The 13109-nt window shown below is 69.3% G+C and carries 17 protein-coding genes and 1 tRNA gene; 12 read left to right on the top strand and 6 right to left on the bottom strand.

The window, feature by feature from the left end:
* The 3 genes from cydX to hemP form a co-directional block, all read left to right on the top strand.
* Positions 1 to 121, top strand: a 121-nt coding sequence (gene cydX / locus DYS74_RS09965) for a cytochrome bd-I oxidase subunit CydX (protein ID WP_121533355.1), incomplete at its 5' end; no start/stop codon positions are given.
* A 209-nt stretch (positions 122 to 330) separates the two neighbouring features.
* Positions 331 to 483 (top strand): hypothetical protein, encoded by a 153-nt coding sequence (locus DYS74_RS18660; RefSeq protein ID WP_164880121.1) that lies wholly within the window; start codon positions 331 to 333, stop codon positions 481 to 483.
* 9 nt (positions 484 to 492) lie between these two features.
* Positions 493 to 651, top strand: coding sequence for a hemin uptake protein HemP (gene hemP / locus DYS74_RS09960; protein ID WP_164880124.1), 159 nt, complete (start codon positions 493 to 495; stop codon positions 649 to 651).
* Between the two features lie 57 nt (positions 652 to 708).
* On the opposite strand, the gene DYS74_RS09955 is transcribed toward hemP, so the two are convergent.
* From DYS74_RS09955 to DYS74_RS09940, 4 genes are all read right to left on the bottom strand, one after another.
* Positions 709 to 978: a DksA/TraR family C4-type zinc finger protein gene (locus DYS74_RS09955; protein ID WP_121533351.1), complete on the bottom strand. Its 270-nt coding sequence runs from the start codon at positions 976 to 978 to the stop codon at positions 709 to 711.
* A 102-nt stretch (positions 979 to 1080) separates the two neighbouring features.
* Positions 1081 to 1154, bottom strand: a tRNA-Gly gene (locus DYS74_RS09950).
* Positions 1155 to 1224: 70 nt separating this feature from the next.
* Positions 1225 to 2877 carry a hypothetical protein gene (locus DYS74_RS09945; RefSeq protein ID WP_121533349.1) on the bottom strand — a complete coding sequence of 551 codons (1653 nt, stop codon included), beginning with the start codon at positions 2875 to 2877 and terminating at the stop codon, positions 1225 to 1227.
* An 89-nt stretch (positions 2878 to 2966) separates the two neighbouring features.
* Positions 2967 to 4760 carry a PhoX family protein gene (locus tag DYS74_RS09940; protein ID WP_183077501.1) on the bottom strand — a complete coding sequence of 598 codons (1794 nt, stop codon included), beginning with the start codon at positions 4758 to 4760 and terminating at the stop codon, positions 2967 to 2969.
* 169 nt (positions 4761 to 4929) lie between these two features.
* Between DYS74_RS09940 and DYS74_RS09935 the strand changes: the two genes are divergently transcribed.
* The 4 genes from DYS74_RS09935 to ybaK are packed head-to-tail and all read left to right on the top strand — an operon-like array spanning position 4930 to position 7984.
* The gene (locus DYS74_RS09935) at positions 4930 to 6777 is read left to right on the top strand and encodes a heavy metal translocating P-type ATPase (RefSeq protein WP_121533347.1); all 1848 of its coding nucleotides are present in this window, start codon (positions 4930 to 4932) and stop codon (positions 6775 to 6777) included.
* 9 nt (positions 6778 to 6786) lie between these two features.
* Positions 6787 to 7146, top strand: a complete 360-nt coding sequence (locus tag DYS74_RS09930; protein ID WP_121533345.1) for a YigZ family protein — start codon at positions 6787 to 6789, stop codon at positions 7144 to 7146.
* Positions 7143 to 7505, top strand: a complete 363-nt coding sequence (locus DYS74_RS09925; protein WP_121533343.1) for a DUF4186 domain-containing protein — start codon at positions 7143 to 7145, stop codon at positions 7503 to 7505. Before DYS74_RS09930 ends, DYS74_RS09925 begins: the two co-directional genes overlap by 4 nt.
* Positions 7502 to 7984: a Cys-tRNA(Pro) deacylase gene (ybaK, locus tag DYS74_RS09920; protein WP_121533341.1), complete on the top strand. Its 483-nt coding sequence runs from the start codon at positions 7502 to 7504 to the stop codon at positions 7982 to 7984. Before DYS74_RS09925 ends, ybaK begins: the two co-directional genes overlap by 4 nt.
* Before the next feature lie 17 nt (positions 7985 to 8001).
* Here the strand turns inward: ybaK and DYS74_RS09915 are convergent, their stop codons facing one another.
* A complete protein-coding gene (locus DYS74_RS09915; protein ID WP_121533339.1) occupies positions 8002 to 9291 on the bottom strand; it encodes a DUF3422 family protein in 1290 nt (429 codons plus the stop codon).
* A 215-nt stretch (positions 9292 to 9506) separates the two neighbouring features.
* On the opposite strand from DYS74_RS09915, the gene DYS74_RS09910 reads away from it, so the two are divergent.
* The 5 genes from DYS74_RS09910 (at position 9507) to DYS74_RS09890 (ending at position 11612) form a co-directional block, all read left to right on the top strand.
* A complete protein-coding gene (locus tag DYS74_RS09910; RefSeq protein WP_183077500.1) occupies positions 9507 to 9941 on the top strand; it encodes an EF-hand domain-containing protein in 435 nt (144 codons plus the stop codon).
* A gap of 33 nt (positions 9942 to 9974) precedes the next feature.
* Positions 9975 to 10286, top strand: a complete 312-nt coding sequence (locus DYS74_RS09905; RefSeq protein WP_121533335.1) for a hypothetical protein — start codon at positions 9975 to 9977, stop codon at positions 10284 to 10286.
* Between the two features lie 68 nt (positions 10287 to 10354).
* Positions 10355 to 10924 (top strand): RNA polymerase sigma factor, encoded by a 570-nt coding sequence (locus tag DYS74_RS09900; RefSeq protein WP_121533333.1) that lies wholly within the window; start codon positions 10355 to 10357, stop codon positions 10922 to 10924.
* A complete protein-coding gene (locus DYS74_RS09895) occupies positions 10921 to 11220 on the top strand; it encodes a hypothetical protein (protein ID WP_147435487.1) in 300 nt (99 codons plus the stop codon). The genes DYS74_RS09900 and DYS74_RS09895 overlap by 4 nt, the downstream gene beginning before the upstream one ends.
* Positions 11220 to 11612: a hypothetical protein gene (locus DYS74_RS09890; RefSeq protein WP_121533329.1), complete on the top strand. Its 393-nt coding sequence runs from the start codon at positions 11220 to 11222 to the stop codon at positions 11610 to 11612. Before DYS74_RS09895 ends, DYS74_RS09890 begins: the two co-directional genes overlap by 1 nt.
* Before the next feature lie 48 nt (positions 11613 to 11660).
* On the opposite strand, the gene DYS74_RS09885 is transcribed toward DYS74_RS09890, so the two are convergent.
* Complete coding sequence (locus DYS74_RS09885) at positions 11661 to 13097, bottom strand: NAD(P)(+) transhydrogenase (Re/Si-specific) subunit beta (RefSeq protein ID WP_121533327.1); 1437 nt, start codon at positions 13095 to 13097, stop codon at positions 11661 to 11663.
* Positions 13098 to 13109 lie beyond the last annotated feature (12 nt).

Here is a 13109-nt window from a genome sequence, read left to right as displayed (position 1 = left end):
GTGGTACTTCGCCTGGATCCTCGGCCTCCCCCTCGCTGCCCTCATCGCCGTCGCTAACGCAATGTGGCTCGAAATGCTCAACGATCGGAAGATCGCCGGGGAGCACGATCCGAAACCCTGAGGCAACATATCCCGAGACCGGCCCCCTTCGTCCAGTTTGGGGGCCGACCAGGGGCCGTCCCGGTATCAGCCGCCGGGGCGGCCCCGCTTTCTTCCGGGGGAGCGTCCGGCGCGGCGGAGTAATCCGAGTAAAAGAATCAGTCTTTACAAATCCGATCTTTTCACTCAGGTTATCCCCACCAGAAACCGAAGCGAACAGGACACCCGGACATGAAACGCTCCCTCCATCCCGGCCCCGACGCGCGGGGCGCCCGCCGCTCTGACCCGCCCTTCAGCCTGCGCGACCTCGTCGAGGCGATCTGCACCGGCGTCGCCCCCGCCCAGGGGATCGAGATGATGCTCGACCGCATCGAGAGGGGCTGAGGAATGACGATGTCGCAAAGCTTTACCGCGCAGGATTACCTCCCCGCGCTGCCGCTGCATGACGCGCGCGTGCTGACCGAGGGCGGCTCGCTCGCCAGCATCCTGCTGGACGGTCAGGTCTATACGCTGCGCATCACCAAGGCAGGCAAGCTGATCCTGACGAAGTAGTCCCCGTCAGAGATCCCTTCCTTCGTCGCGACTGGGGCCGGCCTGCCGGCCCCCTTTTCATTTCAGCTGGCTGTCCTTCGAGCCGCGCCGGTTGATGCCGCCGCGCAGCTGCGGCCGGGCGTCGCGCGCCTTCTGGCAGTCGATGCAGAGCTTGACGCCGGGGATCGCGACGCGCCGCGCCTCGGGGATCGGTTCATCGCATTCGACACAGACTTCCGCGCTCTCGCCCATCGGGCCGCGCCGCGCCTGCAGGCGCTTGAGCTCGTCCTCGATCGAGGCGTCGATCTGTTCATTCACCGCGCCGTCACGCGCCCAGCCACCGGCCATGCCGCATCCCTCCTGCCAGAGGGTCAAGCTAGGCAGCAAAACGCCGCCCGTCAAAGGGGCGGCGACGATCCGGGGCAAATTTTGATCCGGGAGGAATTTTTCTGGAGCGGGCGGCGGGAATCGAACCCGCGTCATTAGCTTGGAAGGCTAAGGTCTTACCATTACACAACGCCCGCGCCGGTGCACAATCCGCGCCCGGACCTGATACAGGCACCGGGCGCGTCGTGCAAGCGCCGCGTGACGGGCTCAGCGCTTGAGCCGGTAGAACCACGGATCGGCCGGTTCCGCGATGCCGGTCGGCGCATCCTGCTCGACCCGGCGCCAGACCGTTTCATCCTGCGGGGCGATCGTCGCGTCGCGGCCCTTCACGAAGCTCTGCTCGCGCACGATCATCCGATAGGCGGCATCAAGCGCAATCGCCCGTTCGGGCGAGGGGGTGATGAGCGGCGCAATGTCCGCCTGCAGCGCCACGGCCTTCTCGGGCGTCAGATCGCCCTGCGCAAGCCAGGCCGAAATCACCTCGGTGTTCGAGCGGAACTCGTCGCCCGCATGGTTGGTGCGCAGGTAATGGGCGTAATCGCCCTGCCCGTCCGCGCGCACGAGATCCGGCGTGCCGGCCAGCCCCTTCTGCGTCCAGTGATACCAGCCGTCGCGGAAGGCGCCGGGGCCCGAAATCTTGCGCGGGAAGGCGAAGGTGGAATCGTCGGTGGTGCCGATCGAGCCATGACAGCCCATGCAGAACACCGTCTCCTCGAAGCTTTGCGGCCGCAGATCGCCCGCCGCATCCTCGATGAAGCCCTGCAGCCGCCAGCCCATGCCGTTCGGGATGCCCGCCTCGGCCGAGCCGAAGAACTGCTTCGGCCGGTCGGGGAAGTCGGCGTCTTCCTTCTTCTCGGCGAGCGCCCCCTCCTCGAGCTCGGCATAGCTCTGCCAGGAGGTCTTCTTCATGTAGCGCAGCTCCTTCATCCGCGGCGCCATCGTCACGCCCTCGGGGCGCGGGTCGAGGTAGCGCACGGAATGCAGGAACTCGGTGCCGAGCGGATAGAGCCCGGCGGCAAGCGGCGCCACCTTCGGGCCAAGGGTGCCCGCGCGCCCCGCCCAATGCATCGTCACCCCCTCGAGCGGCGCAAAGGCGAAGACCACGCGGGTCGCGGTGCCAAGCGAACCGTCGCGGTCGAGATCGACGCCGAGCCTCCCCTCGTCCATGGGCTCGATCACCACATCGGCGCGGTTGATCAGTGCCTCGGTGATCGCGAGATTGGCCTTGTAGACGGCAAGGTTCTCGCTCCCGTCGGAGGTCTGGCGATAGGCTTCGGGCAGGCGGATCAGCACATCGTCGGCCGAGCCGTTGGTGGGCCAGAATGTGCCCGGCAGCGGCACATAGGCAAAGGCACGCCAGCCCGTCATGCGGCCATCCGGGCCATGATCGAAGCCCGCGTCGTCAAACGCGAAAGAGGCATCGGGGCGATAGCCAGCCCAGGCCCCGTCGCCGTTCGCATCCCACTCGGGCGGCAGCCGGTCGAGCCTGGCGGCCAGCACCGGCCGGCCATCGGCGCCCAGGTAATTGTCGGCGCGCACCCAGTCCCGGATCTCCTCGGCATCGGTCGCGGCCACCGCGGCGCGGCGATCGACGAAGAGGTTCGTCCAGGGGTTTTCGAGCGCCGGCCCCGGTATCGCGTAGTCCTGCTGCAGATCCGGATCCGAGACGAAATTCGGCGACCGCGGCAGGGTGTGGCAGGTCTGGCAGGGGTTGTGCACGGCGCCCTGCGCATCCTCGGTCCTGGTGTAGCACTGTGGCGGGATGTAGGCGGTCTTGTTCGCAAGCACCGTCGCCGTCAGATCAAGCGCATGGGCCGGCGCGGCGGTGGCAAGAAGGACAAGCAAGGTCAGGCGCCGCATCGGTCGGTCCTTTCGCAAAGGCAGGAAGTCTCGAAAGCAGACGGGGCGCGGGGGGAAGTCCCGCGCCCCGCCCGTGGTCTGGTCTCAGATCACTTGTCCAGCGCCGGGAACGGCCCGATGTAGCCGACATAGGCGCGCGCATCGGCCGGATCGGCCAGCTTGTCCTCGTCGCTCTCGCCATAGGGGTGCTGCACGACCGCCATCAGATAGCCGTGGCCATCGACGTTCGGATACCAGTAGGCCGAGGTGGTTTCCGAGCCGTAGGGGGTCGACAGGATCCGGGTCAGCTTGCCCGAGTCGGTGTTCAGCGCCCAGATCGCGTCGTTCTGGTGGCCCTCGCCGGTGTCCTCGCCGATGATCAGCGTGTTGTAGCCCGGCATGTAGGTGATGTTGTCCGGGTTCGCGATGCCGTTGATGTCACAGGTGTTCACCTTGGCCGCGTCGCCGCACATGTTATGCGCCGGATCGCAGCTCGGATCGGCCGCCTTCTCTTCCTGTTCCTTCGTCATCGGGATGCCGGCAACGAGACCCTTCATCGAGGTCGCGGTGAAGCTGTCGTCAAGGCTCAGCTGATAGACCGCGCCGCAGGCGTTCTTCGCCACCCGGATGTCATTGCGGCCGCCCTTGTCCTGCTTGCCGCCGTCTTCCATGCCCTTCGACACTTCCGACATCGCGAGATAGAGCGCGTGCTTGTCGGCGTCGTAGGTCGAGCCTTCCATCTTCCGGAACTCGGTCGTCGCGCCCATCATCGAGGCATAGCGGCGGGTTTCCAGACGCGAGGCCAGCATCTCCATGCCCGGCTTCACCTTGAGGCATTCGGCGCGGCCCTCGGCGTTCGACGCGGCAAAGCCCTCGGCGCAGCTGCCGTCTTCGTTCAGATCGGCGGTCTCGAAGAGATCGGAGAATTTCACGCCCTTCTCGATCGCGGCCTGCACGGTCGCGTCATCGGCATGACCGAGGTCAATCCATTCGAGGGTCGCGGCGCCCACGCCCTCGTCCGAGGTCTGCACCCATTTCGCGGCATAGAGCGTGCCGGCCGACAGATCGCCCGCCTTGTCGGCGACGAAACGGAACAGGCCCACGTTGGTGCCGTCGTCCGAGATATAGGCGGTCTTCTGGTCGGGCATCACGTTGGCCAGCTCGACCGCGACGCGGCCCATCGAGAAGTGCTTGGCCGCCATCGCATCGCCCGCGTCCGAAACGGTGATCTCGGTCGGGAAGCCGTAGCGATAGGGGTTGTAGGCGGCGCGGAACTCGTCGAGCGTCATCTTCGCCGGGTCGAGGCCCTGATAGCGCACCATCGGGAAATCGTAATCGTCGATCTGGTCAAGCGCGGTCGCAGCCTCGATCTCGCGCGCATCGGCCGGGTATTCCTCGGAGCCGAGGTGGGTTTCCCACGGCGTCACGGAGCCCGCGCAGGGCACCCAGAGCCCACCGAAGGCCGAGAAGTTCACGGGCTTCGTCGAGACCGGCGTCAGGTTGCCGTCGGCGTCGCGCGCGAGTTCCGAGATGTACATCGAGCCCGGGCGCGATTCGAAATGGGTGATCGAATAAAGCTTGTCACCCTTGCGGATCAGCGAGGTGAAGTCGGCATCGACCGAGATGTGCTCGGAGCCGTCGGCGGATTTCACCGGGTTGCCCTTCGCGTCGGTGAGCAGCGCGAAGGTGCCGTCGCCGATCTTGTCGCCGGTGCGCGCCAGCAGGTGATAGGCGATCGGGAAGTCCTTGCCGTCGATCGTCACCTTGTCGGTCGCCACCACGGCGCGCTTGGCCGCATCGTCGGCCGCGAAGGGCACCGGGGCGAAGGACAGATCGCCCGCATGGGCAAGAACAGGCAGGGCGATGAGCGCGGTGGCTGTCAGAAGATGGCTGCGCAGGGACATGGGATTCTCCAGTCGGATGAGGGATGCGCCTGCCCTAGACCCGCCGCCCAACAGGAATGTGACACGCCCGCCTTCCCTTGCGGCAACCACCCCCGGGGAGCGACGGTGCGCCCCGTTGACGGCGCCGCAGCGCGGGATAGTGTGGCCCCCGGCAACCCCGGAGGCAGCCATGAGCAGAACCGGCACCGCGCTTCTCGTCCTTGCGATCGTCGGGCTCGCTCTGGGGCTCGGGCTGCGATTCGCAGGGTTTTCCCCCGCCGCGCAGATCGTCTGGACGCTCGGCACCCTGCCCGTCCTTGCCGCCCTGCTGATCGAGATCGTGCGGGCGCTGGCGCGCGGCGAGGTCGGGCTCGACATCGTCGCGGCGCTGTCGATGAGCGCGGCGCTCGCCTTCGGCGAGACCCTTGCCGCGCAGGTGGTGGCGGTGATGTATGCGGGCGGCACCTTCCTCGAGGCCTATGCCGAGGGGCGGGCGCGGGCCGACATGTCGGCGCTGCTCGCCCGTGTGCCGCGTGTCGCGCATCGCCACAGCGGCGACGGGCTCGAGGAGGTCGCGCTTGACGCGCTCGCCCCCGGCGACCGCATCCTCGTGCGGCGCGGCGAGGTGACGCCGGTCGACGGCACGCTGGCCTCGGCGACGGCACTGCTCGACACCTCGGCGCTGACCGGCGAGTCGCTGCCGGTGCGGATCGGCCCCGGCGCCTCGGTGATGAGCGGGGCGGCGAATGCGGGCGAGACCTTCGACATGATCGCCACGCATCGCGCCGCCGAAAGCACCTATGCCGGCATCGTGCGGCTGGTCGAGGCGGCGGCCCGCGCGCGCGCGCCGATGGCGCGGATGGCCGATCGCGCCTCGCTCGGCTTTCTCGCCGTCACCCTGCTGATTGCGGGGGCCGCCTGGGGGCTGACCGGCGATCCGATCCGCGCCGTCGCGGTGCTGGTGATCGCCACCCCCTGCCCGCTGATCCTCGCCGTTCCGGTGGCGCTGGTCGCGGGGCTCAGCCGCGCCGCGCGCTTTGGCGTGCTGATCAAGGGCGCACAGGCGCTCGAGGCGCTGTCGCGGGTGCGGGTGCTGATCCTCGACAAGACCGGCACCCTCACCGACGGCATGCCGAAGCTGACCGCGATCCTGACCGAGAGCATCGACGAGACCGAAGCGCTGCGCCTTGCCGCGGCGCTTGAACAGGCCTCGGGCCATCCGGTCGCGCAGGCGCTGGTGGCCGAGGCGCAGGGCCGCGGCCTGGCCCTGCCGGTGCCCGAGGCGGTGTGCGAGGCGCCCGGCGAGGGCCTGACCGGCCGGATCGAGGGGCATGCGGTCGCGATCGGCGGGCCGGGCTTCGTCGCCGCGGCGCTTGGCCAGCCCGCCCCCGACCTGCCGCCCGCCGAGCCTGGCGCGCTGCGGGTGACGCTCGGCGTCGATGGCCGGATCGTCGCCCATCTGACCCTCGCCGACCGGCTGCGCGAGGACACGCCCGGCTTCCTCGCCGCCGCGCGCCGCCTCGGCATCCGCCGCATCATCCTGGCGACCGGCGACCGGCCCGAGATCGCCGAGCGGGTCGCGGCGCCGCTGGGTCTTGATCTGGTCGAGGCGGCACTTGTGCCCGTGCAGAAGGTCGAGATCGTGCTGCGCGAGCGCGCCCGCGGGCCGGTGATGATGGTCGGCGACGGGGTGAACGACGCCCCGGCCCTCGCCGCCGCCGATGTCGGCGTGGCCATGGGCGCGCGCGGCGCCGCCGCCTCGGCCGAGGCGGCGCAGGTGGTGCTGCTGGTCGACCGGCTCGACCGGCTGCTGCCCGGCATCGAGGTCGCACAGCGCTCGATCGCAATCGCCTGGCAAAGCGTCGCGGTGGGGCTTGGGCTGAGCGTGCTTGGCATGATCGCCGCGGCCTTCGGGCTGATCTCGCCGGTCGAGGGCGCCATCGCGCAGGAGGCGATCGACGTCGCGGTGATCCTGAACGCGCTGCGCGCCCTGGCGATCCGGCCGCGCGGCATTGCCCCCGCCGCCGAAGCGGCCTAAGCGGGGGCCATGCGCATCCTCGAGAACATCCTCACCGACCGCGGCTCGCGCTATGCCGTCTCGGGTGGCCCCTGCCGCACCGAGGCGGAGGCGCGCGCCTTCCTCACCGCACTGAAGCGCAACAAGAAATTCGCCAAGGCCACGCATAACAGCTGGGGCCTGATCGGCGCCGAGGGGCCGGTGAAGAACGACGATGGCGAAGCGGGCGCCGGCATGGTGATCTTGCGGATGCTGGAGCGCGAGGGGGTGACGGACGAGATCGTCGTCGTCACCCGCTGGTTCGGCGGCAAGCATCTGGGCGGCGACCGCTTCCGCCATGTGCAGGAGGCGGTGCGGATCTACATCGACGCGCTGCGCGCCGGGGCATGAGCGCCGAAGCCGAGATGCTGGCCCGCCTCGCGCACTCGAAATTCCGCGCGCGCTTTCACCTCGGCCCGCGCGAGCGTGCCTATGCCGAGACGAAGGGCCGCGCGGTGATCGCCTCGCATGGCGCCGATTTCATCGCGACGCGGCTGGCCCCGGAAGCGCCGAAAAACGACGGCAAGCAGACCCCGATGCGCGGCCACCCGGTCTTCGTCGCCCAGCACGCCACCGCCACCTGCTGCCGCGGCTGTCTGGCGAAATGGCACGGCATTCCGGCCGGCACGGCCTTGACCTCGGCCGAACAGGACCGGATCCTGCGCCTGATCCTTGCCTGGATCGACCGCGAGATGGACCACGGACAATGAGCACGCAAACCCCCTCGACACAGGCGCTGAAGCGCGCGGGCGTCGATTTCGACATCCGCGAATACGACTATCCGCACGACCACGGCCACGAGCGCATCGCATTGCAGGCGGCCGAGGCGATCGGCGCGGACCCGGCGCGGGTGCTCAAGACGCTGATGGTCGAGGTCGACGGCAAGCCCGCCTGCGCGGTGATCCCCTCGGACCGGACGCTGTCGATGAAGCGCGTGGCCACGGCCTTCGGCGGCAAGGCGGCGCAGATGATGGACGCGGCGAAGGCCGAGCGCCTGACCGGCTTTCACACCGGCGGCATCAGCCCCTTCGGTCAGCGCAAGCGGGTGCCGGTGGCGATCGAGGCGGCGGTGATGGAGTTCCCGACGGTGGTGATCAACGGCGGCAAGCGCGGCATGATGGTGATCCTCGCCCCCGCCGATGCGCTGACCGCGGCGGGCGCCACGGCACAGCCGCTGATCGCCGACTGAGCGGCCTTGCGGCGGGCCTAGTGCCCGCCAAAGCCCTTGCGGATGCGGCGCACCATCAGCCAGACGCCGATGATGACAAGCGGCGTCAGACCGGCCACGGCCATCTCCTTCGACACGCCGTAATGCTTGGCCAGCGGATAGCTCAGATAGCCCGCAAGGCTGACCGCGTAATAGCTGATCGCCACCACCGACAGCCCCTCGACCGTGTGTTGCAACTGCAGCTGCACGTCGGCGCGCCGGTCCATGCTTTCCAGAAGCTTCTGGTTCTGCCCCTGGCGCTCGACCTCGACCCGGGTGCGCAGCAATTCGCCCGCGCGCTCGGCCCGCTCGATCATCGCGTTCAGCCGCGCCTCGGCCGATTTCACCGTGCGCATCGCCGGATCATAGCGGCGCAGCATGAATTCCGAGAATTTCTGCCGGCCCTCGAAGCGGCTCTCGCGCAGCACCATCACCCGTTCCTTGACGATCGCCTCATAGGCCCCCGTCGCGCCGAAGCGAAAGGAATGGGCGACGGCAAGCCCCTCGAGCTCGGCCGAGATCGCCAGCAGCCGGTCAAGCTGCTCCTCGGCGGGGTGGCTGTCGTCGCTCATCCCCTCGACCAGCGCCTCGAGCTCGGGGTCGAGCGCGTTGAGCCGCTGCGTCAGGCTGCGCGCCCGGCCAAGGCCCAGCATCGACATCGCGCGATAGGTCTCAAGCTCGCAGATCCGCTGCACGACGCGGCCGATCCGCCCCGGGCCGGTGCCCGGCCGCACGAAGACGGCAAAGCGCATCTGCCCGTTCGCGTCGATGCGGAAGTCGGTCGCCACCGCCGCGGCCCCGTCGAGCACCCAGGCACAGACCATGCTTTCGTGCACGAACCAGTCGTCGAGCGCGGGCATGATCGCGTCCGGGTCCTCGGGCAGGAACTCGATGCGGATCATCACCGCGGCGATGCGCTTGCCCGGCGCCTGCGACAGCCAGTCGGCCGGGAAGACCTCGGTGTCGTTCGGGTCGAAGGGCCGCGCAGCGACACCCGGCGCATGGGCGAGATAGGTCACGAACTCGGTGTGGCTTTCCCATTTCAGGGTATAGCGGCCGATCTCGCCGGTGTGGTGGGTGACATCGGCGGGCGGCAGCGGCGCGCCGTTGCGCTCGAGCAGCGCGCACAGATGCGCGTGATCGCGCCTGCGGTCGCGGTTCGCGGCATCGCGCGGTTCCTTCACCGCGGCATAGACCACATGGGCCGGCGCTGCGATGCGCGGAAAGGGGCGCGCATGCAGCTCGTTCACCAGCGCATAGCGCAGCGGATGGTCGTCGATCGGGGTCATGCTGCCTCCGGTGCGGTCAGGGCCGAGGCTTTCCCCCTTACCGCGAATCGCCCCACACGCAAAGAAAAAATGCCGCGATACCAGATGTTTATCGGCATACAACGGTATGCAGGTTGCGCCCCCGCATGCCGCGGCGCGGAAAAATCATGCGGCAGGCGTAGGGGATGGCGCCGCGCCGCGTATCCCCTTGCATGACATCGAAAGGGAGACCCGCGATGAAACCAGCCCTGCCCCTGCGCACCCTGCCCGCGATCGCGCTTGCCGCGACACTCGGCCCGGCGCTTGCCTGCGCCGCTGGCACCATGAGCCCGGGCTTTGCCGCGCTCGACCGCGACGGCAACGGCGCGATCAGCCGCGCCGAGTTCCTCGATCTGCGCAAGGCGATGTTCGCACGCATCGACGCCGACGGCTCGGGCACGATCACCCGCGCCGAGCTCGACGCCGCCCGGGCAAAGCTGCCGCAAGGCAGCAGCCGCCGCGGCGAGGACCGGATCTGGGCGCAGGATGCGAACCGCGACGGCAAGCTGACGCTCGCCGAATACACCGCCCAGACCCGCGGCTTCGACATGGCCGACCGCAATGGCGACGGCGTGCTGAGCCCGGCCGAATTCGAGCGCGTCGCGCGCTTCCTCGGCCAGCTGCCGCGCTAATACCGCCCCTCATCTCCGTCGAAAGGACAGATCATGAAACGTCTTGCCACCCCCCTTCTCGCCCTTGCCCTCGTGCTGCCCGCCACCGCCCCGGTCGCGCAGGCGCACAGCGTCACCGTGACCGGCGCGAATGGCGGCACGATCCAGCGCGACCGCGACTGCAGCCGGTCCTCGGGCACGGCGCGCTGCACCGTCAGCGGCACCGCGACCGGCGCGAACGGGCAGACCGCGACGCGCGAGCGGGTGCGCACCACCACCGCCGGCAGCTCGAGCACCACGGTCACCGGCACCGGGCCGCAGGGCAGCACCACCTATCGTGCGCGCCGCATCATCGTGACGCGCTGAGGGGATGCGCCCGCCCCGCCCCGCGGCTAGGCTGCGGCAGGCGGGGCGCAGGCGGCGCACAGGCGGCAATGGAACGAGGCGAGGAAGCACAGGCACTGATGGCGGCGCTCGCGCGCGGCGAGCGGGCGGCGCTTGCGCGGCTGATCGCCCTTTACGGGCCCGGGGTGCAGCGCTTCATCGCGGCCCAGCTCGGCTCGCGCAGCGAGGCCGAGGATATCGCGCAGGAGGTCTTCCTGCGGGTCTGGGCGCAGGCGGGTCGCTATGACCCGGCAAAGGGCGCGGTCAGCAGCTGGATCTGGCGCATCGCGCTGAACCTGTGCATCGACCGACGCCGGCGGCTTGGCTGGCGGCGCTTCCTCGGCTTCGAGGCCGCGCCCGAGACGGCGGACGAGGCGCCCGATGCCGAGGCGGTGCTCGACGGCCGGCAACGGCTCGCGCAGACCCGCGCGGCGCTCGCCCGCCTGCCCGAACGGCAACGCGCGGCGCTTTTGCTGCGCGCGACCGGCGGGCTCGCCACGGCCGAGATCGCGGCCGCGCTCGGGGTCAGCCCGGGGGCGGCGGAACAGCTTCTGGTGCGGGGCCGCGCGGGGTTGCGCGCGCAGCTTGGCCCCGGATCCGGGGAGGAGGAGAAAGGATGACGCAGATGGATGACGACGACCTTGATCGCGACCTGTCGGCGCTGATGGCCGAAGAGCCCGCCGATGCGGCGGCGCTCTCGCGCCGGGTGCTGACCCGGCTGGCGACGCCCGCGCCCGCGGGCGCCGCGGGGCTTGCCGAGGTGCTGGCCCTGCCCGGCCCGGCGCTTGGTCTCTTCGGCGGGATGATGGCGGCGGCGATGGCGCTTGGCTATCTGCTGCTGCCGGTGATGGGCGGCGAGGGCTGGGTCACGCTCGGCCTCTTCGGCGATGTTCTCGGCGTGACGGGAGGGTTCTGATGACACTCAAACGCGACAAGGGGCGGATCGCGCTGATCGCGGTGCTGGCGGTCTCGCTTCTGGGCAATGCGCTGGCGGCCGGCGCGGTGCTGCGCTTTCGCGCGCTGCAGAGCGAGCTGCTCGGCCCCGCGGCGGAGCAGGCGCTTTTCCCGCGCGCGGTGCGGCGCGACCTGCGTGCGGCGCTGCGCGAGAATGCCGAGACCCTGCGCCCGGCCCTGCACCGGCTGGCAGAAGACCGCGCCGCGGTCGTCGCGGCAAGCACGGCGCAGCCCTTCGACCGGGCCGCGCTCGATGCCGCGATGGTCGCGATGCGCGCCCAGCTCGACACTACGCTCGGCGCAGTGCAACAGGTGATCGGCGACCGGCTTGAAGCCCGCGCAAGGGGCCAATAGCAAAAGGCCCCGCCGAAGCGGGGCCTTTCATCACGGTGCGGGTGCCGTTCAGCGCAGCAGATGCAGCAGCTCTTCGATCGACTTCTTCGCGTCGCCGTAGAACATCCGCGTGTTCTCCTTGTAGAACAGCGGGTTCTCGATGCCGGAATAGCCCGTGCCCTGGCCGCGCTTCGACACGAAGACCTGCTTCGCCTTCCACACTTCCAGCACCGGCATGCCGGCGATCGGCGAGTTCGGGTCTTCCTGCGCCGCCGGGTTCACGATGTCGTTCGAGCCGATCACGATCGCCACGTCGGTTTCCGGGAAGTCGTCGTTGATCTCGTCCATCTCCATGACGATGTCGTAGGGCACCTTCGCCTCGGCCAGAAGCACGTTCATGTGCCCCGGCAGACGGCCCGCGACCGGGTGGATCGCGAAACGGACGTTCTTGCCCTTGCCACGCAGGATCGAGGTCAGCTCCGACACCGCCACCTGCGCCTGCGCCACGGCCATGCCATAGCCCGGAACGATGACCACGCTGTCGGCGTCGCTCAGCGCATCGGCCACGCCCTGCGCATCGATCGCCACCTGCTCGCCGGTCACTTCCATCGCCGGGCCCGTCGCGCCGCCGAAGCCGCCGAGGATCACCGAGATGAACGAGCGGTTCATCGCCTTGCACATGATGTAGGACAGGATCGCGCCCGAGGAACCGACCAGCGCGCCGGTCACGATCAGCAGATCGTTGCCGAGCGAGAAGCCGATCGCCGCCGCGGCCCAGCCCGAATAGCTGTTCAGCATCGACACCACGACCGGCATGTCGGCGCCGCCGATGCCCATGATCAGGTGATAGCCGATGAAGAAGGCCAGCAGCGTCATCACGATCAGCGCCCAGGCCCCCGCGCCGTTCATGAAGGCGATGAGCATGGCGAGCGACAGCAGCGCGGCGCCCGCGTTCAGCATGTGGCCGCCCGGCAGCTTCTTCGCCTTGCCGTCGACCTTGCCGGCAAGCTTGCCGAAGGCGACGACCGAGCCGGTGAAGGTGACGGCGCCGATGAAGACGCCGAGGAACAGCTCGACGCGCAGGATGTTCAGCTCGACCGCCGACTTGTGCGCGACAAGCGCGGCAAAGCCGGTGAGCGCCTCGCGCGCGGCCGCGTCCATGGCGCCGACCCGCGCCATCTCGAGATAGGCGTTATAGCCGATGAAGACGGCGGCAAGACCCACGAAGCTGTGCAGCGCCGCGACGAGCTGCGGCATCTCGGTCATCTCGACCGTCTTCGCCACATACCAGCCGAGCACCGCGCCACCTGCGAGCATCAGCGCAATCACCCAGCCATGGCCCATGCCCGGGCCGAAGACCGTGGCGATGACGGCGAGCGCCATGCCGGTGATGCCGTACCACACGGCGCGTTTCGCGCTCTCCTGCCCCGAGAGGCCACCGAGCGAGAGGATGAACAGAACGGCTGCAGCGATATAGGCAGCCTGAACGATACCGATGGAAAACATCTCAGTCCCTCC

This window comes from Paenirhodobacter hankyongi, from assembly GCF_003664585.1.
Lineage (GTDB): Bacteria > Pseudomonadota > Alphaproteobacteria > Rhodobacterales > Rhodobacteraceae > Rhodobacter > Rhodobacter hankyongi.
The sequence above is the reverse complement of the archived record's forward strand: the minus strand, read 5'-3'. Positions and strand labels throughout refer to the sequence as shown.